A 21802-nucleotide genomic window follows, 5' to 3' on the forward strand; every position below is an offset into this window, starting at 1 on the left:
GGCGGGTGCGGCGGGCGCGGGCGGCGTCGTCCGGGAGGGAGAACCGGAGTCGGACGGAGGCGGCGTGGCGGTCATGAGGTGCTCCAGGGTAGGACGGACACCCGCGCGCCCGGCCTCATACGCGGTCAACCCACTGACAACGCCCCTGATGCTACCGGGATGACCGCGGCGTCCAGACTCCTGCGCGTGTGCGGGGCAGCCCCCGACGCTTTCTGGTGGAGCAAATGCACCCGGAGCCGCCCAAAACCGCATGTGCTCAGTTATTGCAACGAAGAGCGGCACGGGTAGGACGGCAGGCGGGGTGGCTGGATGGATGACCGGGCGCGCATTCCCAACACCTCTGCACGTCAGACCTACCCGTATTGTGCCTTGCATCACATACTGGGCGCATGACGAACACAGCACAGGACCCCCGCCACATCGTGGTGGTGGGTGCAGGAACCGCAGGATCCATCGTCGCCGGGCGCCTGGCTGAGGCCGGGCACCGCGTCACCCTCCTGGAGGCCGGGGGCCAGGACACCAATCCCGCCATTGCCCGGCTCGCGCGGCTGGGAGAGCTGTGGCACGGCCCGGAGGACTGGGACTACTTCACCGTCCCGCAGGAGCATGCTTCCGGCCGGGTGATCCACTGGCCCCGCGGCCGGGTGCTGGGCGGGTCCCACGCCCTCAACGCGGCCATCTGGGTGCGCGGCAATCCCCTCGACTACGACGACTGGGCCGCGGCGGGCTGCGACGGCTGGGCCTGGCGCGACGTCGCCCCCGTGTTCGAGGCCCTGGAGGCCTACGAAGGACCCACCAAGGAGGACGACGCCGCCGCGCCCCGCGGTACCGCCGGCCCCGTTCCCGTGGTGGGCAGCTACGAGCGCAGCCCGATCTTCGACGCGATCATCGAAGCGGCCGAGGCCGTGGGGGTGCCGCTCAACCCGGACTACAACGAGGGCGCCCAGGACGGCGTCTCGCAGGAGCAGCTGACCGTGCGCAACGGCAGACGCGTGACCACCTACATGGCCTACGCGAAACCGTGGGTGGACAGTGGCGCCATCGAGGTCCGGACCGGCGTGGTGGTGGAACGCCTGGTGGTCGAGGACGGCCGGGTGAGCGGGGTGCAGCTGCACCGCGGTGAGAACGTGGATGTGGAGGGCATCTCGGCCTCGGAGCCCACGGGCCGCAACCGCACGGACGGCGAGGTGCTCGAGGCGGACGAAGTGGTCCTGTGCGCGGGTGCCCTGGACAGCCCCAAGATCCTGATGCGCTCGGGGATCGGGCCGGCGGAGCACCTGCGGGAGGTGGGGATCGAGCCGGTCCTGGACCTGCCCGGCGTGGGTGAGAACCTTCACGACCACCTCCTGGTGCCGGTGATCGCGGAGGCCACCGCGCGGACCATCGAGCACCCGGGGGACGAGATCGCGGCCACCCAGACGCACCGGTTCTGGCGTTCCACGGCGGAGCAGGACCGCCCGGACACCCAGCCCATCCACTTCTGCGTGCCCATGTACGACGACTGGATGGAGGGTCCCGCCAACGCGTTCACCCTGCACTCGGGTCTGGTGCGTCCGTACTCGCGAGGTCGCATCACGCTGACCGGCCCCTCCAGCACGGATCCGGCCCGGTACGACCCGAACATCTTCGCGGACCCCCGGGACCGGGAGGCGTTGCGGGCCTCCTTCCGTCAGGCGCGCGAGATGGCCCGAACCGCACCGCTTGCCGAGGAGTGGGGCGCGCGGGAGGTCTACCCCGGACCGGAGGTCACGGGCCAGGCGTCCGAGGACGCCTACATCGACCGCTCGGTGACCACCTACCACCACCAGGTCGGGACGTGCCGCATGGGTGCGGACGAGATGGCCGTGGTGGACCCGACCACTCTGAAGGTGCGCGGCATCGAGGGGGTTCGTGTGGTGGACGCCTCCATCATGCCGTTCGTGACCACCGGCAACACGAACGCCCCCTCCGCGATGATCGGGGAGAAGGGGGCGCGGATGCTGCTGGGTGAGTGACCCCGCCCTCGACGCCGCCCGCTCGCCCCCAAAACCCCAGGCGAGCGGGCGCCGTCACAGGAGGCGCGCTACATTTGGGCCCTCCCGGGATGAGGCGTTCAACCATCCCCCTCTGGCCCAGGAAAGGCAGCCACCATGTCGGACACCGCGCTCATCGACGTGCACGCGCACTTCGTCACCCAGGACTACGTCGCAGCAGCTCGCGCCGCCGGGCACGAGCACCCGGACGGGATGCCGGCCTGGCCGAGCTGGTCCCTCACGTCGCAGCTCGAGGACATGGACCGCCGTGGCATCGCACACGCGGTGCTCTCCATCTCATCTCCCGGCGTTCACTTCGGGGACGACGACCGGGCCGCGGAGCTCGCTCGAGAGCTCAACGATGAAGCCGCCGCGATGGTGACCGCACACCCGGATCGGTTCTCGTACTTCGCGTCGCTCCCGGTTCCTGACGTCGAGGGGGCAGTCCAGGAGGCGGCGCGCGCCCTGGGCAGGAAGGGGGCGGTGGGGGTGGTCCTCGAGTCCAACGCGCACGGACAGTACCTGGGTGACCCGTCCCTGGACCCCCTCTGGGCGGAACTCGATGCCCGGAATGCGGCCGTGTTCGTGCATCCCACCTCACCTGCCGACTGGGAGGAAACGGCCCTCGGCCGGCCCCGCCCCATGCTGGAGTTCATGTTCGACAGCTCCAGGAGCATCGTCGACCTCGTGTTCGCCGGCGTTCTGGACCGGTACCCCAATCTGCGGGTGGTTGTTCCCCACTCCGGGGCGACGCTGCCCATTCTGTCCGACCGGATTGCCATGTTCCAGCGTGTGTTCGGGTCCGGCACCGGGGCAATGCCCTGGCACGAGGCGATGCAGCGGCTGTGGTTCGACACGGCGGGCACACCCTTCCCCACGAGTGTGCCGGTCCTGACCGGAATGGCCGGCACCGAGCACCTGCTGTACGGCAGCGACTCGTGCTGGACCCCGGCAAACGGGGTCGACGCGCAGATCGCCGCCATCGATGCCGCCGTGCCGCCGCACGGAGCCGGGAGCTGGCGGGAGCTCACCACACGCAACGCTCGGCGGCTGTTCGCCCGATAGCCGAGACGCGGCCATGAGCCCGTTCCTCGGGCTGGGCTCTCACCCCGCAGGTTCCCTGCCTCCCACCGAACGCATCCCTGTCATGGGGTGCGTCAAGGTGAGTCGTGGCCCGCAGCAACGAGCAACCGGTACATGAGAGCACCCCCTGCCACCAGTGGCAGGGGGTGCTTTCATCCGACGGCTGGTCGCCGTCCGAAAAACTGTGATCAGGAAATCACGGTGATGTTCGTGGCCTGCAGGCCGCGATCGCCCTGCTGCACCTCGAACTCCACCTTGTCGCCCTCGTTGAGCGAGCGGAAGCCGCCGGAGTTGATGCCGGAGAAGTGGGCGAAGACGTCGTCAGAGCCGTCCTCGGGGGCGATGAAACCGAAGCCCTTGTCGGCGTTGAACCATTTGACGGTGCCAGTAGTCATGTCAGACCTGCCTTTTCTGGAAGAAAGTGAGCTCATCCCGAATTTCGGGGGCTCGGCGTTGCGATGCTTGCCATGAACGTTTCTTCAGAAAAACCGCCGCACCGTGGATGGTGCGTGATGCTTAAAATACAAAAACGAAACTTCAACAACTGATGTCCAACGTACTGTCTGCGTCTCGCAGGGTCAACCGGGGGTGGGCCGCAGCCCCGCGTGCCGCAGGCCGTGTCAGGTGCCCGCGGCACACAGGAGGCGGGGCGTTCTCAGGCCTGCTCCGTGGCGAACGGGTAGTCCACGTACCCCTTGGGCCCACCCAGGTAGAAGGTCCTGGGATCCGGGGTGTTCAGCTCCAGACCGTCCCGCCAGCGCTCCACGAGGTCCGGGTTGGCGATCAGCTCACGGCCCACCATCACACCGTCCGCGAGGTCCGCGGCCATGACGTGCTCGGCCTCGGCCAGCTCGGTGTACTCGCTGAACCCGCTGTTGAGGTAGAACGCGCCGTCGAACTGACCGCGCAGCTCCTGGACGAACTCCCCGTCGACGTCCCGGTGCAGCACGGAGAGGTACGCCAGCCCCAGGTCCCGCAGACCGGAGAGCAGCGCGCGGTAGGTGGCGCGGACGTCGTCGTGGTCGTCCTCCACCGCGCCCTGGACGTTGTGCTCCGGCGAGATGCGCAGGCCCACGCAGTCCGCTCCGACCTCCTGGGCGACGGCGCGCACCACCTCCACCACGAAGCGCGCCCTGTTCTCGGGCGAACCGCCGTAGCCGTCCGTGCGGTGGTTGGCGGAAGGCGCCAGGAACTCGTGGAGCAGGTAGCCGTTGGCGCCGTGGATCTCCACGCCGTCGATCCCGGCGTCCACCGCCCGGCGGGCCGCGGAGACGAACTCCTGGCGGATGCGCGGCAGCTCGTCGGCCTCCAGGGCGCGGGGCACGGGGATGGGCTGCTTGCCGCTGGGCACGTGGGTCTGCTGGTCGATGCCCACGGCACTCGGGGCCTCCGGGGTGGTGCCACCCGTGAGCTCAGGGTGGGACACGCGCCCGGCGTTCATGACCTGCATGAACACCACCCCGCCCTTCTCGTGCACGGCTTCGGCCACGCGGGACCACCCGAGGGCCTGCTCCGCGGTCTCGATCCCGGCCTGGCCCCAGAACCCGCGGCTCGTCACGGCCGGGAACGTGCCCTCGGTGACGAGCAGCCCCACGGAGGCGCGCTGCGCGTAGTACTCCACGTTCATGTCCTTGGGCACGCCGTCCTCGTCCGAGCGCATGCGGGTCAGCGGCGCCATGGCCACGCGGTTGCGGAGCTCGAAGGCTCCCACGGTGATGGGGTCGAACAGGGTGGGCATGAGGTGCCTCCATCGAAATCGGTGATGCCGCATCTTCGGTCGTGCAACACACTTCCTTAGCGCACCATTCCCGGGGAAAGCTTCTCCCGGCGCCCGTCCCGGCCCCGGCACGCCACCCGGCCACGCGGCGCTGCTCGTGGGGGGGGTGAGACAATGGAGGCCGATCCCCACACAGAAATGCAGGTACCCGCATGCCCGATTTCCACCCCCAGGAGGAGCTCACCACAGGTCAGCTGCAGGCCGTCGCGGACCGTGCGGCCGAGGCGGCGCTCCAGACCGAGCCCGAGCGACCCACCACCCGGCACGTCACCGGCGCGATCGCCGTGCTGGTGCTCTCCGCCCTGGTCATGATCCTCAACGAAACCGTTCTCACGGTGGCCCTGCCGCACCTCATGGCGGAGTTCCACGTGGGCGCGGACACCGTCCAGTGGCTGACCACCGGCTTCCTGCTGACCATGGCGGTGGTCATCCCCACCACCGGGTGGATGCTGCAGCGCTTCACCACGCGAGCCATGTTCACGGCCGCCCTGGGCTGCTTCCTGCTGGGAACGGTGCTCGTGACCTTCGCCCCCGCGTTCGGGGTGATCCTCGCGGGGCGCATCATCCAGGCGTTCGGCACAGCAGTCGTGCTCCCGCTGCTGATGACCACCACCCTCACCTACGTTCCCCCGCAGCACCGTGGCACCGTCATGGGGCTGAACTCCGTGGTGATCTCCGTGGCCCCGGCCATCGGCCCCACGCTGTCCGGGATCGTGGTGGGCGGTCTGGGCTGGCGCTACGTCTTCGGCCTCATGCTGCCGATCGCCGCGGTGGTGCTGGTCGTCGGGCTGCTCCTGCTGCGGAGCACCGGGGAAACCCGCGCAGTGCCCCTCGACGGATTCTCGGTGGCGCTCTCGGCCGTGGCCTTCGGCGGTCTCGTGTTCGGCCTGGGCTCCATCGGCGAACTGTTCCAGGGCGCCCTCTTCCCGCTGGCCGCGGTGGCCGTGGGCGCCGTCGTCCTCGCCTTCTTCATCCGGCGGCAGGTGCGTCTGCAGCGCCGGGACGACGCCGCCCTGCTGGACCTGCGCCCGTTCACCCGCCCCAACTTCCGACTCTCCGTGGCCATCGTGATGGTCTGCATGGCGGCCATGCTCGGCACCGTGATGGTGCTGCCCATCCTCCTGCAGAACGGCATGGGCATCGACGTCCTCACCGTGGGCCTGATCCTGCTGCCCAGCGGCCTGGTGCAGGGGGTCCTCTCCCCCGTGATCGGGCGCGTGTACGACAGGTACGGGCCGCGGCCCCTCGTGATCCCCGGCGCCGTGCTGCTCTGCGCGGGCCAGTGGTGGTTCGCCACCCTCACCCCGGACACCCCGGTGAGCGGGATCATCGCCCGCCACGTGGTCTTCTCGATCGGGATGGCAATGCTCATGACCCCGCTCATGACGGTCTCCCTGGGCTGCCTGCCCCGGAACCTCTACGGCCACGGCTCCGCGATCCTCAACACCCTGCAGCAGCTCGGCGGCGCCGCTGGCACCGCCCTCCTGGTGGCCGCGATGACCGTGGGCGCCTCGGTGGCCGCCCGCGGGGGTGCCACGGAAGCCCTCGCGGTGGTGGACGGCGCCAGGTGGGCCTTCGTGGTGGGCGGTGCCATCACGCTGGTGGCACTGGTGTGCGCCCCGTTCGTGCGCCCCCTCGACCGGGAGGACGAGCGCACCACCGTATGACATCCTCCCGCCGCACACCCTAGGCCGCCCCGTTGCTTCCCCCGCAGCGGGGTCGCCGCGCGGCGGTCCCTTCTCCGGAGCGGCCGCCGCGCGCAGCAGGGCTGCCGGGCACGGCGCCCGGAGGGTCAGCGGGAGATGACCTTGCTGGCCGCCACGGACTTGAGCCCCTCCACCCCGAACTCCAGGCCGAAGCCGGACTTCTTGATGCCGCCGAACGGGATGCGGGGGTCCACACCGCCGTGCTTGTTGATCCACACGGTGCCGGCCTCCAGGCGCTGGGCCACGGCCATCGCCTTCTCCGCGTCGGAGCTCCACACCGAGGCGCCGAGCCCCACGTCCAGGCCGTTGGCCATGGCGATGGCGTCCTCCACGTCCGCGTACTTCACGATGGGCAGGGCAGGGCCGAACTGCTCCTGGGTGACCAGGGGGTTGTCGTTGGGAAGGTCCGCCACCAGAGTGGTCGGGTAGAAGTAGCCGGGCTGCTCCTCCTGCGGGTCCCCGCCGATCAGTACCCGACCACCGCCGTTCCTGGCGTCCTCCACCAGACCGGCCACGATGTCGTACTGCTGCCTGTTCTGCAGGGGACCGAGCACGTTCTGCTCCTCGCGGCCGTTGCCCATGGGCATCTGACGGGCCACCTCCACGAGCGCCTCGCACACGGCGTCGTACACGTCCTCGTGGACGTACAGCCGCTTGAGCGCGGCGCACGTCTGGCCCGTGTTGATGAAGGCGCCCCAGAAGAGGCCCTCCGCGACGGCCCGGGGGTCGACGTCCGGGAGGACCACCCCGGCGTCGTTGCCGCCGAGCTCCAGGGTGAGCCGCGCCAGGCCGTCCGCGGCGGAGCGCATGATGGCCTGGCCGGTCCTGGTGGAGCCCGTGAACATGATCTTGTCCACGCCCTCGTGGGAGGACAGCGCTCCGCCCACCTCGCCGCCACCGGGGACCACGCGCAGGACGTCCGCGGGCAGCACCTGGTTGAGCACGTGCACGAGGCCCAGCACGGACAGCGGCGTGTACTCGGAGGGCTTGACCACCACGGTGTTGCCCATGCGCAGGGACGCCGCGACCTGCCACACGGTGATCATCATGGGCCAGTTCCACGGCCCGATGGCCCCCACCACGCCCAGGGGAACGTACTGCAGCTCCGCGTACCCGCTCTTGTCGTCCACGAGCACCTCGGGCTCCAGGGGGAAGTCCGCGCTGGCCCGCAGCCACGCCGCGCAGCCACCCACCTCGAACGCCGCGTTGGGGCCGTTCTTCACGGGCTTGCCCTGCTCGCGGGACAGCAGCTCCGCGAGCGCCTCCGCGTGGGACTCGACGGCGTCCGCGGCCCGGTGCAGGTACTCGGAGCGCTTCGCGTGGCCCAGCCCCGCCCACTCCGGCTGCACCGCGCGGGCGGCGGCCACGGCGTCGTCGAGCTCCGCGACGGTGGACTCGTGAGCGCGGCCGACCACCTCACCGGTGGCGGGGTCCAGGATCTCTCGGCCGGACGGATCGGTGATGGCGGACAGCAGGTCCTGGCAGGTGTGCACGGTGACTCCTTGGGAGTGGGGAGGCCGCGCGGGTGAGCGAGGCCGACTACGGCTATTGTGCCGTGGATCACTTATTTCTGATGCAGGGAGACGGCAGCCGCTCCCGTGTGACGACGCCCCACCACCTCTTCCGCACTCTGTCCACCTCACGCACGGGAGCCGTCACCGCACGTCCCGGGAGCAGTTCGGCGGCATCTCGCCCCTACAGTGTTCTCGGACCCCGCCGCCCGCCCGCGGGCGCAGCCCTCCGGCCCGCACCGTCGCGAGCCGGACCCCGACCCCGAAGGACGCCCATGCACGCCGATCCCAACGACATGAACGCCATCCGCGAGATGCTGCACGAGATCCTGCGCAACGACCCGGCCCCGCTGCACCTGGGCATGGAGCTGGGCGAGATCGAGCAGGGGCGGGTGAGCATGACCATGACCGTCTCGGACTTCATGGCCAACGGCCACGGCATCTGCCACGGCGGCTACCTCTTCACGCTCGCGGACACCACCCTGGCGTACTGCTGCGCCACCGCGGGCGCCCCGATCGTCACGCGCAACGCGGAGATCACCTTCACGGCCCCCGCCCACACCGGCCAGACCATCACGGCCACCGCCACGCGCCGGGTGAGCTTCGGCAGGAACCAGATCTGCGACGTCGTGCTGGAGGCCGACGGGCGCGTGGTCGCCTACTTCACCGGGCAGGGCACCACCCCGCCGGCGCCCAAGACCCAGGTCCAGGCCTGACCCAGGGACCGTGGACGCAGCGGCCCCCGCGACTCCCGGAAGGGTGTCGCGGGGGCCGCTGTGCGTCCGGACTCAGACCGCGGACCAGCCCCCGTCCGAGGGGAGGACTGCGCCGTTGACGTTCACGGCGTCGTCGCTCGCCAGGAAGCAGATGGCGGACGCCAGGTGAGCCGCGCTGGCCACCCCGGGCATGTTGGCCTGGACCGTGGCCAGCCGGGCGCCGCCGAACTGGGAGGCGTCCTTGGGGATCTCGATGCCCGTGGCCACGCCGCCGGGAGCCACCGCGTTGAAGCGCAGCCCGGACGTGGCGTACATGAACGCGCAGTTGCGGGTCATGCCCACCACGGCGTGCTTGGAGGCGGTGTAGGCGATGCCCGCCGCGGAGCCCCGCAGGCCGGCCTCCGAGGTCAGGTTCACCACGCTGCCGTGGCCCGCCTCCATCATGAGGGGCACCACGGCGCGGGTCAGGCGCATCATGGCCTCCACATTCACGGCGAACACTCGCTGCCACGTGGCGTCCGTGACCTCGTGGACCGGCGAGAAGTTGTCCATGATCCCGGCGTTGTTCACGAGCGCGTCGATCCGCCCGTCAGCGGCATCCAGAACCTTCTGGGACGCGTCCTCCCGTGTGAGGTCCGCGGTCACGGGCACCAGGTTCTCGCCCAGTTCCTCCGCGAGGCTCTTCAGCCCGTCCTCGGAGAGGTCCACCGCGACCACGCGGCCATCCTCCGCGACCACGCGCGTGGCCACGGCACGGCCGATGCCCGACGCCGCCCCGGTCACCACCACGGTCTGCCCCGCGAAGCGCTCGGGCGTGGCCTTCTCCACCCACTCGGCGTTGAGCATGGCGGGAGCAGCAGGATTCTCGGTCATGACGATCTCCTTCGATCTGGGGCCGCGGCTCCTCCGCGGCCGAGCGCCGGGCCGCGGGTGCGGCTCGGACGCGGTCCGTGCGGTGCACGGTGCGCCCGTCGCACACGGTTGCCTCTGCGGTGACGTCCTGGAGTCCTCGGGCGTCCACCTCGAAGGGGTTCCGGTCCAGCAGCACCAAGTCTCCCAGGAACCCCTCCGCAATACACCCCGTCCTGCGCAGCCGGGGCGCACCGGGAAAGGCGCCAGCAGCACGCACCCCTGCCCGACAAAAGTGGCGGATGTGTTGCTTCACGCGGTGCCCGCGAGACGGTTGTGGGGCGCGGAGGGGAGTGGTCGAATGGCGGTATGAGTGAAAACAGCATCTGGGATGCCCTGCAGAACGCCCGCGACAAGGCCAAGGAGCGCGAGGACGAGGAGAAGCAGCGCGTGGAGGACGCGGACAACCACGAGCAGCAGCGGGCGGCGAGCTCGCGAGTGGCGGCGCGCCAGGCCGTGCGCGAGACCCTGGACGACATCCTCGCCCAGCGCGAGGGCTGAGAGGTGCCGGGCACGGAACGCACGGGTGGGGACCAGACTGCCCGGGAACGCACCCTGGGGATGACCCCCGAGCAGGAACGGGAGTACCTCGCGGACGACCTCACCCAGCCGCAGCCCGCGGACGGCGGCATCGGCGCCATGACGGACATGCAGGACAGGGAGCCGGACACGAGCAACTAGGCCCGGTCACCCGTTCCACCCCACGCGGCGCACGCCGAGACGCGTCGCAGAATGCCCGGTCCCCTTGGCCGGGCATTCTCATGGCCCCGCCGGGATCGCGCCGCCCCGGGAAGCACTCGGACTCACCAGCCGACCGAGACCCCGGGAGGGTGCACAACCGATCACCTCACGCGTGCAGCGTCCCCACAAAGTCCCAGAACGTCCGTGCGGCAGCCGTGAGGGCATGCGCGAAGCCTTCCAAGTCTTCGCTCGTGTCCCGGCGGTGGTTCACGCAGAACTCGTAGCCGTCGGGCCACGCCGTGTAGGTGACCCCGAAGCCCTCGGCGGTGGTGGGGGCGAACGCGAAACGCACGATCCGGTCCGGCCCGCCGATGGACGTGGTGGACAGGAAGTCGTGGCGCACCGCGGCGAGCGCGGGTTCGTCGAAGAACACCGAGGGCTCGCCCAGTTCGCGGGCCATCATGGCGAGTCCCAGCAGGTGGCGGTCCACCCCGTGCGCACGTTTGCAGGCCTTGACCCAGTCGCGGTGGGCGTCCAGTGCCGCACGGAAGAGCTCTTCGGTGGCGGTGCCCTCGTGCAGGGCGTTCACGAAGGCCACGGCCTCCGGGGTCACGGGCCGCAGGCACTCGGTGCGTCCGGCCTGGAACTCGCGCATGTCCACGGCCTCGTACACTCCCCGCACCCCGCCGTACGCACTGACCTGGGCGAGGAGCATGATGAACTGCTGCGCGGCGTCGTCGCTGATGCGGAAGGGCAGCTCGGCGCGGTGCGGGCGGGGCGTGAACACGCGGTGCACGCCCAGCAGCGCGGCCTCGGAGCGGTAGCCCGCCACAGCTGCCACAAGCTCGTCGCGCAGGTCCGGGTCCAGCTCCCACGCGAGCGCCTCCGGCTCCGGCACTCCGGGGGCGAGCGGCTCGTCCGGCACCGGCGCATCCCGCAGCGCCCCGGCCACCGCGAGGATCGTGGCGCCGTCCACGGTGCTGTGCTCCACGAGCACCGCGAGCCAGTCGTCCTCCAGGCACACCTCGTAGGTGATGGGTTTGTACGCCCACGCGTGCCCCACCTCGAACGCCGCGCGCTCCAGGTGCTCCCCGACCGCCGCGCCCGCCTCCACCACGTTGACCACGAACAGCATGCGTGCGAGGCGGTCGTAGACCTCCGCGTTGTGCGCGTCCGCCGTCAGCCGGTCGAGCAGCGGGGCGGCCACCCCGCTGCCCAGGTAGGACAGCGCACCGAACGGCAGCTCCTGCTCCCGCGGCTCGTCCCGCTCGAGCACCGTCCGCAGGCCCTCGGCAATCGAGCGCAGGGGCAGCGGCTGGCGATCTGTGGTGCTGACGGGCAGCGCGTGCAGCCGCCCGCGGTGGATCACCCCGATCTCCACGGCCCCGCCCGCCGATCCCTCCGACGACGACGACGCCCGCCCCGGTCTGCGGATCTCGTCCCGTTCCGGGCGGGGGTGGCGGATGCCGCCGGTGAGGCACTCCCACTGGGTCATGTCCACGGGGTTGCCCCGCGGGTCCGTCTCCTGGGGTGTCTCCCCGCGCAGCTCGCGCAGGTGCACCCACGCGGCGCGGTGGACGAGTTCGGCGGCGCGCCCGAGGCCGGGAGCGCCGAAGTCCCCCGTGATCTGGAAGCCCACGCTGGTGGTCAGCGGCAGGGGCGTGCGCACCGTGAGGTAGCCGTCCAGCCACTCCCGGGAGAGCCAGCTGCGGCCCTGGGCGTCCTCCGAGCGGGCGAAATCCTCCAGGGCGGCCTGCAGGCGCGGGCCCTCCTCGGCACCGAAGCGCTCCGCGGCGCGACGGGTGCGCTCGAGTGCGTCCCGGTCCACGAGCGGTTCAGCGGCCGTGAGGAACCGGGCGAGGGTGTCCTCCAGGGGCGGGACGGGCAGCGGCTTCGCGCTCATGGGGTGTCCTTTCAACGGGCGGTCTCCTGCATCCCGCGCGGGTGCGGGTGCGCCGCGGGCCCACCGGTTCCCGTACCGGGCGCCGTGCGGAGCCGTGCGGTCAGCCGAGTTCGGCCTGGTACCTGTCGAGGGCGCGCCGCAGCCGCTGCACACCCTCGCGGATCTTCTCCGGACCGTGGGTCACGAAGGACAGCCGCATGGTGGACTCGTCCGCGTCGTGGGCGTAGAACGAGGCGCCCGGCACGAACGCCACCCCCTCCTCCACCGCGATCTCCAGCAGCCGGGCGGTGTCGATCCCGTGCCCCAGCCGCGCCCACAGGAACATGCCGCCGTCCGGGCGGGTGACCTGCGCCCCGGCGGGCAGGATCTTCTCCAGCTCGGCGTGCATGGCGCGGGCGCGCTCGGCGTAGACGGGACGGACCCGCTGCAGGTGCGCCTCGACGTCGGCGGTCTCCAGGTAGTGCGCCACGGCCAGCTGGTCCGGGACCGGGGACTGCAGCCCGATGGCCCCCTTGGCCACCGTCAGGGTGAACTGGATGGGCCCCTCGGAGCGCATCCACCCCACGCGCACGCCCGGCGCGATGATCTTGGACACCGAGTTCAACAGGATGGTCTGCGCGGACATCCCCGGAAGGGACGCGATGGGCGGCAGCGGCTCGCCCGTGTAGCAGAGCTCGCCGTAGGGATCGTCCTCCACCAGTGCGGTGCGCGTGCGCAGCAGCACGTCCGCCACTGCCTGCCGGCGCTCCACGGACATGCAGATGCCCGAGGGGTTCTGGAAGGAGGGGATGAGGTACACGAACTTGGGGTGGTGCTCTCCGATGAGGCGTTCGAGCTCGTCCGGGAGCACGCCGTGCTCGTCCGTGGGCACACCCACCATGTGCGCGCCGTTGAGGTCGAAGGCCTGCACCGCGGCCAGGTAGGTGGGCCGCTCCACCAGGATGGTGTCCCCCGGGTTCACCAGCGCCTGGGCCACCACGAACAGCCCCTCCTGGGAGCCCGTGGTCACCTGGATCTGGTCCGCGGTGGTGGGCAGGTGCCGGCTGATGCGGCGCGCGGCCTGCTCGCGCAGCTCGGGCTCGCCCTCACTGGAGGCGTACTGCAGGGCCCGCAGGGGATGGTTCTCGAAGACCCACTGGTACGCGGCCCTCACGTCCGCCACCTCGAAGTACTCGGGGTCCGGGACGCCGCCGGCGAAGGAGATCACCCCCTCCTTGGACACCACCTCCAGGAGGTCGCGCACGGGTGAGGAATCCACCCCGCGCAGGCGGTCGGCGATACGGAACGAGAAGGTCTCCGAAGTGCTCATGCCGCCATTGTTCCACCACCCCCCGCCCCTGCCGCGCGCCCGACGCCGCCCTGCCGCACTGCGCGCGTCCGGGGTCAGTGCCGGAACGGGGTGTCCGCGCACCAGGCCCGCAGCAGGGCCCGCACGTGGCGGTCGTAGGCGGCGTCCGGATCCGCGTGGGGGATCACCGGGCGGACCATCTCGATGGAGAGCCACCCGTGCACCCCGGTCCACAGGCTCGCGCCGATCTGCACGGCGGACCCACCGTGGAACGTGCCCTCCCGGAGGGCGGCGTGGATGAGCTCGTGGATGGGCCCCATGGCGGTCTCCGCGAGCTCGGCCGGGTCCGGGACTTCCCGGCCGTCGTGGCGGCGCGAACCGCGCCAGGGACCGCCCCTGCCCACGATCACGTGGTACAGCTCCGGGTACGCCAGCGCCCAGCGGCGGGCGGCCTGGCCCATGGCCAGGAGGTTCGGCAGCGGTGGGCCCGGGGTGAGGGCGGCGTCCTGAGCGCGGCGGTAGCTGACGATCGCCTCGTCCCGCACCGCGGCGATCAGCCCGTCCCTGCTGCCGAACATGGTGTAGATGGCCGTGGTGGAGCAGCCGTGCTTGGCGGCGAGGGGCCGCAGGGAGACCGAGTCCACCCCGCCTGCCAGGATCTGCTCGGCGGCATCCCTGATGAGGGCTCTGCGGGTGGTCTCGGTGAACTTCCGGGGGCGCGCCACGCGGGCAATGCTACTGGTCAGAGGGCACTTCTCCCCGTTGGGTGACAAACGTGTCGGAGAGGTGGAAGACGCCCCGTGGCGCGGGCTCACACCGCCGCGTCGGAGCCGTCCCGACCTCCGGGTGCGCGCCGCCGGTTGCGCCGCACACGCTTGACCACGAACCACACCAGGCAGGCCACCACGAGCACCAGCACCACCCGGGAGAACACCCCGGCGTACGCCTCCGCGACGTGCCAGTTCTCCCCCAGGACGTATCCGGCCAGCACGAAGAGGGTGTTCCAGATCAGTGAACCCGCCGCGCTCAGCACCACGAAGGCCGCGAGCGGCATGCGCTCGATCCCGGCAGGGATGGAGATGAGCGAGCGGAAGACCGGAACCATGCGCCCGAAGAACACGGTGGCACGCCCGTGGCGGTTGAACCACGCCTCCGTGCGGTCCAGGTCCTGCAGGTCCACCAGGGGCATCCGGTCCACGATCGCGCGCAGGCGGCGGGCGCCCAGTGCGGCACCGATCCAGTAGAGGGCCACGGCCCCCACCACGGAGCCCAGGGTGGTCCAGAGGATGGCGCCCCACAGGCTGATGCTGCCCTGGCTGGCGGCGAAGCCGGCGAGCGGGAGGATCACCTCGGAGGGCAGGGGCGGGAAGAGGTTCTCGAGCGCCACGAGCAGTCCCGCACCGGGGGCGCCGATGGCGTCCATGACGTCCACCACCCAACCTGAGATCCCGGAGAGCTGCTCGGGGGCATTGGCGGCGGTCATCGGTGCGGCAGGTGACAAGAGGGGTCTCCACGGTGATCGTCGAAAACGGCGGTCAAGGTGTGCCCACGCTACCGGGGGCACCTGGGGCTCCCCTGGGCGCCCACGGGGAGGCCCCACTCGGACGGGGGCCACAGAGACCAAGCCACCCCCGGCCGTGTGGGAGTCGGAGACCCGCGGTTGAATGGGTCCATGCGTCTGTGGTCCGTTCACCCGTCCCTGCTGGATCGTCGTGCCCTGGTGGCGTGCTGGCGGGAGGGTCTGCTGGCACAGAAGGTGCTGCTCGGTGAGACCGCCGGCTACACCCGCCACCCGCAGCTGCGGCGCTTCCGCGCCACGAGCGATCCGGTGCTGTTCGCGGCCACGTACCTGCACGGCGTCGCCGACGAGGCCGACCGCCGCGGCTACCGCTTCGACCGCACACGCCTGGCCCGCGAGCGCGCCACGGAGCCCCTGTCCATCACGGTCACCCGGGGCCAGCTGCGCTACGAGTTCGAGTTCCTGCTGGAGAAGGTGCTGGCCCGGGATCCGGAGTGGGCGCGCTCGGCGCTGGACGGCACGGACCCGGACGCCGTGGCACCCCATCCGCTGTTCGTCCCCGTTCCGGGGCCCGTGGCGGAGTGGGAGAAGGTCAGGGGCTGAGGGGTCCTCGCTCCCCTAGGATCGCCTCATGCCTCTCTCCCGCCGCTCCCGCACCTGGCTCCGCACCACGGCGATCGTGGTGGTCGCGGTCCTCGTGGTGGCCGCCCTGGCCCTCGTGGTCTGGAGCCGCACGGGCGTGATGGCCGCCGAGCCGGGCCCGCTGCGCTCCGTGCAGGAGGATCCCGCGGTGGTCGTGGAGCAGCAGGACGACGCCGTGGTGCTGCGTCCCGCGCACCCCTCCGGCTCCTCGCGCGGTCTGGTGTTCTACCCCGGCGCCAAGGTGGAGGCGGAGGCGTACGCGGCGCGCCTCTCCGGGCTGGTCACGGAGGAGGGGATGACCGTGGTGATTCCCCGGCCGTGGCTGAACCTGGCACTGTTCGACCGCCGCGACCTCGCCACGTTCACGGACCTGGTGCCCGGAGTGGACGAGTGGCTGGTGGGCGGGCACTCCATGGGCGGGGTGCGGGCGTGCCAGGTGGCCCGTGAGAGCAGCGGCCTGCTGCTGCTGGGCTCGTACTGCGCCACGGACCTCTCGGAAGCTCACCTGCCGGTGCTGAGCATCGGGGGCCAGGAGGACGGGCTGTCCACCCCGCAGAAGATCGCGGACGCCCGGGGCGAGCTGCCACAGGACGCCACCATGGTGGAGGTGCCCGGCGCGAACCACGCGAGCTTCGGGGACTACGGCCCGCAGGCCGGGGACGGGCAGGCGAGCATCTCGGACGGGCAGATGGACCGCACGGTCACCCAGCGGGTGGCGCAGGACCTGATCGGCTCAGGGCGCTGACCCCCACGGACGTGGCCAATATCTCGCCTTTCTAGTAGTTCACTTTTCACGCTATCTCCCCGTATCCTGGGAGTGCCCGTTGCCGATGGCCCACACATGGACAAGGACACCCCACCGCATGAGCACCCCCGCACAGACCACCCGGACCACCCCCGCCCGTGGAGCGCGCTCCCTGCTCTCCCTGATCCCGTTCGTGCTGATCGTGGTGGCCGTGGCCGCCGTGGGTGCGCTGGCGTCGTCGAACGCGCAGGAGGTCTACTCGCGGCTGGACCTGCCGTTCTTCGCTCCCCCGAGCTGGCTGTTCGGCCCCGCCTGGGCCGTGTTCTACACGCTGATCGCGGTGGCCGGCTGGCTCGTCTACCGGGCCCGAGGTTTCTCCTTCCCACTGTCCCTGTGGGCCGTGCAGATGGTGCTCAACGCCCTGTGGACGCCGCTGTTCTTCGGTGCGCAGCTGTACTGGCTGGCGTTCGCGGACATCTCCCTGCTCTGGGTGGCCGTGGTCTGGTGCGTGGTGGTCTTCTGGAAGGTCCGCCGGGCCGCCGCCGTGCTGATGCTCCCCTACCTCGCGTGGGTCACCTTCGCCGCCGCGCTGAACCTGGGCATCGCCCTGATGAACTGAGTCCCCGCGCCATGAACTGAGGCCCCGCGCCGCAGCGCCCTGTCCGACCTCGGCGCGAACCCGCGCGGCCCGCACCGCGGAACCCCGGAACGAGCCCGACCCGCCCCGCGCGGGCGGGCTCGTTCTGGCACGGCGTGCAGGCGCGTGGGAGTCTGGGGGCATGACGCACACCCAGACCGCCGCACCCGCGCGGGGCGGCGGCGTCGTGCCCCACGAGGTGGATCTGCCCCTGGAGCACCACGAGCCGCTGGACGCGCGCGAGCTGTTCGTGTGGTTCGCCGTGCACGCGGTCGAGGGTGTGGAGCTCGGGAGCCCCACCTCGTACGCGCGCACGGTGCGCCTGCCCGGGGGTCCCGGGTGGCTGCGGGTGTCCGAGGAGCGGGGCGGACTGCGCCTGCGGGCGCGGGTCACGGACCCCGCGGACGTCCCCGACCTGGTGGCCGGGGTGCGGCGGCTCTTCGACCTGGACACCGATCCCGCGCCCATTGACGAGGCGCTCTCCCGCGTCCCCGCACTGGCCCCGCTGGTGGCCGCGCGGCCCGGGCTGCGGGTGGCTGGCTCCCTGGATCCGGAGGAGACGCTGATCCGCACCCTGATCGGCCAGCAGATCTCCCTGGCCGCGGCCCGCACCATGCTGGGCGCCCGCGCGCGCGAGATGGGCGAGCTCGCACCGCCCTTCGCACCGGGGCTCACGCACATGTTCCCCACCGCCCGGGCCGTCGCGGAGCACGGGGAGCGGTTCCTGCGCGGCCCCAGGGCGCGGATCCGCGCGGTGCTGGGCGCCGCGCGCGCCCTCGCCTCGGGTGAGCTGACCCTGTCCGCCCACGACGACGCCGCCCGGCAGCGTTCCGCGCTCCTCGCCCTTCCCGGCGTGGGGCCGTGGACCGCGGACCACGTGCGCATGCGGGTGTGCGGGGACCCGGACGTGTTCCTGGCGGACGACGGCGCCCTGCGCGCCGGAGCGCAGCGGATCGGACTGCCCGGTGACAAAAAGGCGCTCACGGCGTGGGCGCGGGACGCCGCCCCGTGGCGCAGCTACGCCACCACCCACCTGTGGGGTCCGCTGACCCCACCCACCTCTTTCAGGGAGAGCGAGAAGGAATGACACTCACCGCCCAGACCGTCGACACCCCGGACGGCCCCTTCACGGCCATTGCCACGCAGAACGGGGCGGTGCTCGCCTCCGGGTGGACCGCCTCGGTGACGGACCTGCTGGCGCGGGTGCGAGCGGCGTCGCGCCCCTCCCCCTCCGAGGACGTGCGCTCGGGGACGGTGCGTGCGCTGGCGGCGGTGGAGGCGTACTACGCGGGCGAACTGGGCGCCGTCACGGAGGTGCCCGTGGAGCTGCACGGCACCGAGGGCCAGCTGACCGGGTGGGCGGCCCTGCGGCGGATTCCCGCCGGTGAGCCGCTGACCTACACGGAGTTCGCGCGCGAGCTGGGCAACCCGCGGGCGGTGCGCGCGGCGGCGTCGGTGTGCGCGCGGAATCCGGTGGCCCTGTTCGTGCCGTGCCACCGTGTGCTGCGCGCGGACGGCTCACTGGGCGGCTTCGCGTGGGGCGAACCCGTGAAGCGGAGCCTGCTGGACAGGGAGTCCGCGCGCCGAGGGTGAACGGCCCTCGTCCACCCGAGGGAAGACGGCGAGCCCGCGGCCCGGGACACTGCCGCTCCCCCGGGGGGCCGGAACAGCTCAGGGCGAACGGGGTGGTCCCTGCAAGCGCCCGGTGCCATCCTGAATCCCATGTCACATGAGAATCCTTCTGAGAAAGCCCCGCGCACCGCGGCTGACTGGGACGAGCGCTACGGCACCGCCGACCTCTGGAGCGGAGACCCCAACCACTCCCTCACGGCCGTCACGGCAGGTCTGACACCGGGCACGGCGCTGGACGTTGGCTGCGGCGAGGGAGCCGACGCCGTGTGGCTGGCGGAGAACGGCTGGACGGCCACGGCCCTGGACGTCTCCCGCGTGGCGGTGGAACGCGCGCAGGCCCGCGCCGAGGCCGCCGGAGTGAGCATCACGTGGCTCGTGGAGGGCTTCGGGGAGCGGCCCGTAGGAACGTTCGACCTGGTGTCCGCGCAGTACCCCGCCATTCCCCGGCACGACGGCACGAGCGTGGAGGACGCCCTCGCGGGGGCGGTGGCTCCGGGCGGGAGGATGCTGTTCGTGCACCACGAGATGGACGAGGTGCCGCACGGCCACGACATGCAGGACTACGTGATGCCGCAGCACATGGTCGACCACCTGGGAACGCTGGGCTGGGAGATCGAGACGGACGAGGTCCGGGAACGGCACGTGGCCCACGGCGCCGGCAGCGGTCACTCCCGGGACCGCGTGGTGCTGGCCCGCCGGCCGTGAGCCGCGCGGAGTGAGTCCGGGGCGCGCCAGGGAACGTGCGGGCGGGAGGCGACGCCGCGGCGTCGTCCGCCGGGCACCGTCACCTCCCACCGGGGGTCACCTGCGGCGGCCCCTGAGCGCGCCCGTGGACCACAGGGCGGCGGCGATCAGCACGGGCTGGAAGAACAGCCGCACCAGTCGCCTGGTGTCCGTGTCCAGGCCGAAGCCGTCCCGGTGGTGGATCCACTGGGCCAGGTTCCCCGGGAACACGGCGACGAAGAAGCCTGCCGCCACGAGACCCACGGTGCCGCGCCTGGAGCGTGCGAACACCAGGGCCGCGCCCAGCAGGATCTCGACCACCCCGGAGGCCACCACGGTGGTGTCCACGTCCAGGGGAACGAAGTCCGGGACCTGCGCCTGGAACTCGTTCCGCGCCAAGGTCAGGTGGCTCACACCCGCGAACGCCAGGAAGCCACCCAGGACGGTGCGCACGATGTGGCGCGCCGGGGACAGCCTTTCCGCTGCGCGGCGAGCGGGCGCAGCGCGGCGCGTCACTCGTCCACCACGGTCACGGTGACCTCGATGTTCCCGCGGGTGGCGTTGGAGTAGGGGCAGACCTGGTGGGCGGCGTCCGCGAGCTCCTGGGCCCTGTCCTGCTCCATGTCGGGAATGACGACCTCGAGCTGGACGGCCAGGCCGAAGCCACCCTCGCCGTTGCTGCCGATCTGGACACGGGCACCCACGGCGGAGTCACCCAGGGATGCCTTCTGCTGACGAGCCACCATCTGCAGCGCGGAGTGGAAGCACGCGGCGTAGCCGGCGGCGAAGAGCTGCTCGGGGTTGGCGCCGTTGCCGGTGCCGCCCATCTCCTTGGGGACGGCGAGGTCGAACTTCAGGGACCCGTCCTGCGTGGCGACGCTGCCGTTGCGGCCGGCGCCCTGGGCGAGTGCTTCTGCGGTGTAGAGAGCGTCCATGGTGATTTCTCCTCTGCTGGCGGGGCTGGCGAGTCTCGACCCCCCAAGAACCGAGACCCGCCATGGGGGCACCGCGCACGGGAGGGCGAATCCGGGCCGGAGCACGGAACACCCACTCGTGACACGTGGCCACCCCGGGTGTGCGGTGCCACGGCGGGGGCCGGGACCGCTCGGGGCGACGGGGGTTGATTCTAGTTGGGTACTTTTTGGTTGTCCACAATCTTGTTTGCCAGCCCGTCCAATGTCGAGCAGCGAGCGGGCAACCACCTCGCATCATCGGAGTGGCGGTGACACGTCGCTTTTCCGTGCCCCGCCTCCTCGCATCAACACGTGGAGCACAGCATGCGCACAAACTCTGGAACTGATCGGACCTCTCCCACTAGCATCACGTGAAGTGGCGCACACCACCGTCAATGGAGGCCTAGAACGCTTGCGGTAGCTTCCTCGCTCTGCACCAACTACCGCCCTTGGGATGATGCGCCGGGTTCTCATCGTGATCACCGATCCAGAAGGATTTTCAGATGTCAGAGCTCAGTGACCTCATCCCCGCGTCAGCCATCCGACTCGACGCCGCGGCGACGGACTGGCGTGACACCATCCGCCTCTCCGGTGAACTGCTGACGGATGCCGGAATCGCCGGGCCCTCGTATACCCGAGCGATGATCGAGGTCGTGGAGAAGCACGGGCCGTACATCGTGATCGCACCCGGCTTTGCGCTGGCCCACGCCCGTCCCGACGACTCTGTAGCCAGCACCGGCCTCTCGTTCCTCCGGCTCAGCGGACCTGTGGAGTTCGGGCACAAGTCCAATGACCCCGTGCGGCTGGTGATGGCCCTGGCCTCGGTGGACTCGAAGGCTCACCAGGCGGCCCTTGCCTCGCTCGCGCGGGTGCTGGGAAATCCGGAGCGCCGTCGAGCCCTGGACACCGCGTCGTCGCCGGAGGCCGTCCTGGCGGCTTTGGACAGCGGCAGCGAGCCGAAGAGGAACGCAGACACAGGTTCCGCCCCTGCGGCGGCCGACAGAACCGAGACAGCCGGACGCACCGCCAGGCAATCCACCGGCACCCCCTCCAAGGGGCTGGTGCTCACCGTGTGCGGCAACGGCCTGGGCACGAGTTTGTTCCTGAAGAACACGACCGAGCAGGTCCTGGACCGATGGGGGTGGGGCCCATACCTCACCATTGAAGCCACGGACACCATCTCCGCCAAGGGTCGCGCCAAGGAAGCGGACTTCCTCATGACCTCCGGTGCCATCGCGCAGACATTGGGGGATGTCGGCGTCCCCGTGGAGGTCATCGACAACTTCACGTCTCAGGCAGAGATCGACGCGGCGCTGCGGCGTCGCTACGACGTCTGATCCACCACCCCTCGCCCTCCTCCCACCG

The 21802-nt window shown here is 71.2% G+C and carries 23 protein-coding genes and 1 pseudogene; 13 read left to right on the top strand and 11 right to left on the bottom strand.

What is annotated here, in order from left to right:
* Nucleotides 1-389 precede the first annotated feature (389 nt).
* Both Q4A22_RS05700 and Q4A22_RS05705 read left to right on the top strand, forming a co-directional pair.
* Nucleotides 390-1994, top strand: a complete 1605-nt coding sequence (locus tag Q4A22_RS05700) for a GMC family oxidoreductase (protein ID WP_303177771.1) — start codon at nt 390-392, stop codon at nt 1992-1994.
* 135 nt (nt 1995-2129) lie between these two features.
* Nucleotides 2130-3077 carry an amidohydrolase family protein gene (locus Q4A22_RS05705; protein ID WP_303177772.1) on the top strand — a complete coding sequence of 316 codons (948 nt, stop codon included), beginning with the start codon at nt 2130-2132 and terminating at the stop codon, nt 3075-3077.
* Between the two features lie 206 nt (nt 3078-3283).
* Here the strand turns inward: Q4A22_RS05705 and Q4A22_RS05710 are convergent, their stop codons facing one another.
* Nucleotides 3284-3490, bottom strand: a complete 207-nt coding sequence (locus tag Q4A22_RS05710) for a cold-shock protein (protein ID WP_019310274.1) — start codon at nt 3488-3490, stop codon at nt 3284-3286.
* Nucleotides 3491-3750: 260 nt separating this feature from the next.
* Nucleotides 3751-4833: an alkene reductase gene (locus tag Q4A22_RS05715; RefSeq protein ID WP_303177773.1), complete on the bottom strand. Its 1083-nt coding sequence runs from the start codon at nt 4831-4833 to the stop codon at nt 3751-3753.
* Nucleotides 4834-5024: 191 nt separating this feature from the next.
* On the opposite strand from Q4A22_RS05715, the gene Q4A22_RS05720 reads away from it, so the two are divergent.
* Complete coding sequence (locus Q4A22_RS05720) at nt 5025-6539, top strand: MDR family MFS transporter (protein WP_303177774.1); 1515 nt, start codon at nt 5025-5027, stop codon at nt 6537-6539.
* A gap of 125 nt (nt 6540-6664) precedes the next feature.
* On the opposite strand, the gene Q4A22_RS05725 is transcribed toward Q4A22_RS05720, so the two are convergent.
* Nucleotides 6665-8071, bottom strand: coding sequence for an aldehyde dehydrogenase family protein (locus Q4A22_RS05725; protein ID WP_303177775.1), 1407 nt, complete (start codon nt 8069-8071; stop codon nt 6665-6667).
* Between the two features lie 293 nt (nt 8072-8364).
* Between Q4A22_RS05725 and Q4A22_RS05730 the strand changes: the two genes are divergently transcribed.
* Complete coding sequence (locus Q4A22_RS05730) at nt 8365-8805, top strand: PaaI family thioesterase (RefSeq protein ID WP_303177776.1); 441 nt, start codon at nt 8365-8367, stop codon at nt 8803-8805.
* 72 nt (nt 8806-8877) lie between these two features.
* On the opposite strand, the gene Q4A22_RS05735 is transcribed toward Q4A22_RS05730, so the two are convergent.
* Nucleotides 8878-9678 carry an SDR family NAD(P)-dependent oxidoreductase gene (locus Q4A22_RS05735; RefSeq protein WP_303177777.1) on the bottom strand — a complete coding sequence of 267 codons (801 nt, stop codon included), beginning with the start codon at nt 9676-9678 and terminating at the stop codon, nt 8878-8880.
* Between the two features lie 94 nt (nt 9679-9772).
* Nucleotides 9773-9970 (bottom strand): annotated as a pseudogene (locus tag Q4A22_RS05740) (hypothetical protein); the annotation flags it as partial.
* A gap of 53 nt (nt 9971-10023) precedes the next feature.
* Here Q4A22_RS05740 and Q4A22_RS05745 point away from each other — a divergent pair.
* Nucleotides 10024-10215, top strand: coding sequence for a hypothetical protein (locus Q4A22_RS05745; RefSeq protein ID WP_303177778.1), 192 nt, complete (start codon nt 10024-10026; stop codon nt 10213-10215).
* Between the two features lie 3 nt (nt 10216-10218).
* Complete coding sequence (locus Q4A22_RS05750; protein WP_303177779.1) at nt 10219-10395, top strand: hypothetical protein; 177 nt, start codon at nt 10219-10221, stop codon at nt 10393-10395.
* A gap of 166 nt (nt 10396-10561) precedes the next feature.
* Here the strand turns inward: Q4A22_RS05750 and Q4A22_RS05755 are convergent, their stop codons facing one another.
* The 4 genes from Q4A22_RS05755 to Q4A22_RS05770 form a co-directional block, all read right to left on the bottom strand.
* Nucleotides 10562-12298: a choline/carnitine O-acyltransferase gene (locus Q4A22_RS05755; RefSeq protein ID WP_303177780.1), complete on the bottom strand. Its 1737-nt coding sequence runs from the start codon at nt 12296-12298 to the stop codon at nt 10562-10564.
* 100 nt (nt 12299-12398) lie between these two features.
* Nucleotides 12399-13607 carry a PLP-dependent aminotransferase family protein gene (locus tag Q4A22_RS05760; RefSeq protein WP_303177781.1) on the bottom strand — a complete coding sequence of 403 codons (1209 nt, stop codon included), beginning with the start codon at nt 13605-13607 and terminating at the stop codon, nt 12399-12401.
* Between the two features lie 74 nt (nt 13608-13681).
* Complete coding sequence (locus Q4A22_RS05765) at nt 13682-14311, bottom strand: TetR/AcrR family transcriptional regulator (RefSeq protein WP_303177782.1); 630 nt, start codon at nt 14309-14311, stop codon at nt 13682-13684.
* Between the two features lie 86 nt (nt 14312-14397).
* Nucleotides 14398-15069, bottom strand: coding sequence for a DedA family protein (locus Q4A22_RS05770; RefSeq protein WP_303177892.1), 672 nt, complete (start codon nt 15067-15069; stop codon nt 14398-14400).
* 189 nt (nt 15070-15258) lie between these two features.
* Here Q4A22_RS05770 and Q4A22_RS05775 point away from each other — a divergent pair, with 189 nt between their 5' ends.
* The 6 genes from Q4A22_RS05775 to Q4A22_RS05800 all read left to right on the top strand — a co-directional run bounded on the left by Q4A22_RS05775 (nt 15259) and on the right by Q4A22_RS05800 (nt 19466).
* A complete protein-coding gene (locus Q4A22_RS05775) occupies nt 15259-15708 on the top strand; it encodes a pyrimidine dimer DNA glycosylase/endonuclease V (protein WP_303177783.1) in 450 nt (149 codons plus the stop codon).
* A gap of 28 nt (nt 15709-15736) precedes the next feature.
* Nucleotides 15737-16492, top strand: a complete 756-nt coding sequence (locus Q4A22_RS05780) for an alpha/beta hydrolase (RefSeq protein WP_303177784.1) — start codon at nt 15737-15739, stop codon at nt 16490-16492.
* A gap of 118 nt (nt 16493-16610) precedes the next feature.
* Nucleotides 16611-17111: a TspO/MBR family protein gene (locus Q4A22_RS05785; RefSeq protein WP_303177785.1), complete on the top strand. Its 501-nt coding sequence runs from the start codon at nt 16611-16613 to the stop codon at nt 17109-17111.
* A gap of 160 nt (nt 17112-17271) precedes the next feature.
* Nucleotides 17272-18216: a DNA-3-methyladenine glycosylase gene (locus Q4A22_RS05790; protein ID WP_303177786.1), complete on the top strand. Its 945-nt coding sequence runs from the start codon at nt 17272-17274 to the stop codon at nt 18214-18216.
* Nucleotides 18213-18722, top strand: coding sequence for a methylated-DNA--[protein]-cysteine S-methyltransferase (locus tag Q4A22_RS05795; protein ID WP_303177787.1), 510 nt, complete (start codon nt 18213-18215; stop codon nt 18720-18722). The genes Q4A22_RS05790 and Q4A22_RS05795 overlap by 4 nt, the downstream gene beginning before the upstream one ends.
* A 129-nt stretch (nt 18723-18851) precedes the next feature.
* Nucleotides 18852-19466, top strand: a complete 615-nt coding sequence (locus Q4A22_RS05800; protein WP_303177788.1) for a bifunctional 2-polyprenyl-6-hydroxyphenol methylase/3-demethylubiquinol 3-O-methyltransferase UbiG — start codon at nt 18852-18854, stop codon at nt 19464-19466.
* A 96-nt stretch (nt 19467-19562) separates the two neighbouring features.
* Here the strand turns inward: Q4A22_RS05800 and Q4A22_RS05805 are convergent, their stop codons facing one another.
* Both Q4A22_RS05805 and Q4A22_RS05810 read right to left on the bottom strand, forming a co-directional pair.
* Nucleotides 19563-19937 carry a hypothetical protein gene (locus Q4A22_RS05805; RefSeq protein ID WP_368410584.1) on the bottom strand — a complete coding sequence of 125 codons (375 nt, stop codon included), beginning with the start codon at nt 19935-19937 and terminating at the stop codon, nt 19563-19565.
* Between the two features lie 59 nt (nt 19938-19996).
* Nucleotides 19997-20419 (bottom strand): organic hydroperoxide resistance protein, encoded by a 423-nt coding sequence (locus Q4A22_RS05810; protein WP_303177789.1) that lies wholly within the window; start codon nt 20417-20419, stop codon nt 19997-19999.
* Nucleotides 20420-20940: 521 nt separating this feature from the next.
* On the opposite strand from Q4A22_RS05810, the gene Q4A22_RS05815 reads away from it, so the two are divergent.
* Nucleotides 20941-21774, top strand: a complete 834-nt coding sequence (locus tag Q4A22_RS05815; RefSeq protein WP_303177790.1) for a PTS sugar transporter subunit IIA — start codon at nt 20941-20943, stop codon at nt 21772-21774.
* Nucleotides 21775-21802: the final 28 nt, after the last annotated feature.

Source organism: Kocuria sp., assembly GCF_030530945.1.
In the GTDB taxonomy this organism is placed as follows: Bacteria; Actinomycetota; Actinomycetes; order Actinomycetales; family Micrococcaceae; genus Kocuria.

Excerpts from the sequence above, each read along its gene's own strand:
- Q4A22_RS05800 (WP_303177788.1), top strand. The coding sequence starts at position 18,852 with ATGTCACATGAGAATCCTTCTGAGAAAGCCCCGCGCACCGCGGCTGAC.
- Q4A22_RS05720 (WP_303177774.1), top strand. The coding sequence starts at position 5,025 with ATGCCCGATTTCCACCCCCAGGAGGAGCTCACCACAGGTCAGCTGCAG.
- Q4A22_RS05755 (WP_303177780.1), bottom strand. The coding sequence starts at position 12,298 with ATGAGCGCGAAGCCGCTGCCCGTCCCGCCCCTGGAGGACACCCTCGCC.
- Q4A22_RS05785 (WP_303177785.1), top strand. The coding sequence starts at position 16,611 with ATGAGCACCCCCGCACAGACCACCCGGACCACCCCCGCCCGTGGAGCG.
- Q4A22_RS05770 (WP_303177892.1), bottom strand. The coding sequence starts at position 15,069 with ATGACCGCCGCCAATGCCCCCGAGCAGCTCTCCGGGATCTCAGGTTGG.
- Q4A22_RS05760 (WP_303177781.1), bottom strand. The coding sequence starts at position 13,607 with ATGAGCACTTCGGAGACCTTCTCGTTCCGTATCGCCGACCGCCTGCGC.
- Q4A22_RS05710 (WP_019310274.1), bottom strand. The coding sequence starts at position 3,490 with ATGACTACTGGCACCGTCAAATGGTTCAACGCCGACAAGGGCTTCGGT.
- Q4A22_RS05705 (WP_303177772.1), top strand. The coding sequence starts at position 2,130 with ATGTCGGACACCGCGCTCATCGACGTGCACGCGCACTTCGTCACCCAG.
- Q4A22_RS05795 (WP_303177787.1), top strand. The coding sequence starts at position 18,213 with ATGACACTCACCGCCCAGACCGTCGACACCCCGGACGGCCCCTTCACG.
- Q4A22_RS05775 (WP_303177783.1), top strand. The coding sequence starts at position 15,259 with ATGCGTCTGTGGTCCGTTCACCCGTCCCTGCTGGATCGTCGTGCCCTG.
- Q4A22_RS05810 (WP_303177789.1), bottom strand. The coding sequence starts at position 20,419 with ATGGACGCTCTCTACACCGCAGAAGCACTCGCCCAGGGCGCCGGCCGC.
- Q4A22_RS05715 (WP_303177773.1), bottom strand. The coding sequence starts at position 4,833 with ATGCCCACCCTGTTCGACCCCATCACCGTGGGAGCCTTCGAGCTCCGC.
- Q4A22_RS05735 (WP_303177777.1), bottom strand. The coding sequence starts at position 9,678 with ATGACCGAGAATCCTGCTGCTCCCGCCATGCTCAACGCCGAGTGGGTG.
- Q4A22_RS05700 (WP_303177771.1), top strand. The coding sequence starts at position 390 with ATGACGAACACAGCACAGGACCCCCGCCACATCGTGGTGGTGGGTGCA.
- Q4A22_RS05780 (WP_303177784.1), top strand. The coding sequence starts at position 15,737 with ATGCCTCTCTCCCGCCGCTCCCGCACCTGGCTCCGCACCACGGCGATC.
- Q4A22_RS05730 (WP_303177776.1), top strand. The coding sequence starts at position 8,365 with ATGCACGCCGATCCCAACGACATGAACGCCATCCGCGAGATGCTGCAC.
- Q4A22_RS05815 (WP_303177790.1), top strand. The coding sequence starts at position 20,941 with ATGTCAGAGCTCAGTGACCTCATCCCCGCGTCAGCCATCCGACTCGAC.
- Q4A22_RS05745 (WP_303177778.1), top strand. The coding sequence starts at position 10,024 with ATGAGTGAAAACAGCATCTGGGATGCCCTGCAGAACGCCCGCGACAAG.
- Q4A22_RS05790 (WP_303177786.1), top strand. The coding sequence starts at position 17,272 with ATGACGCACACCCAGACCGCCGCACCCGCGCGGGGCGGCGGCGTCGTG.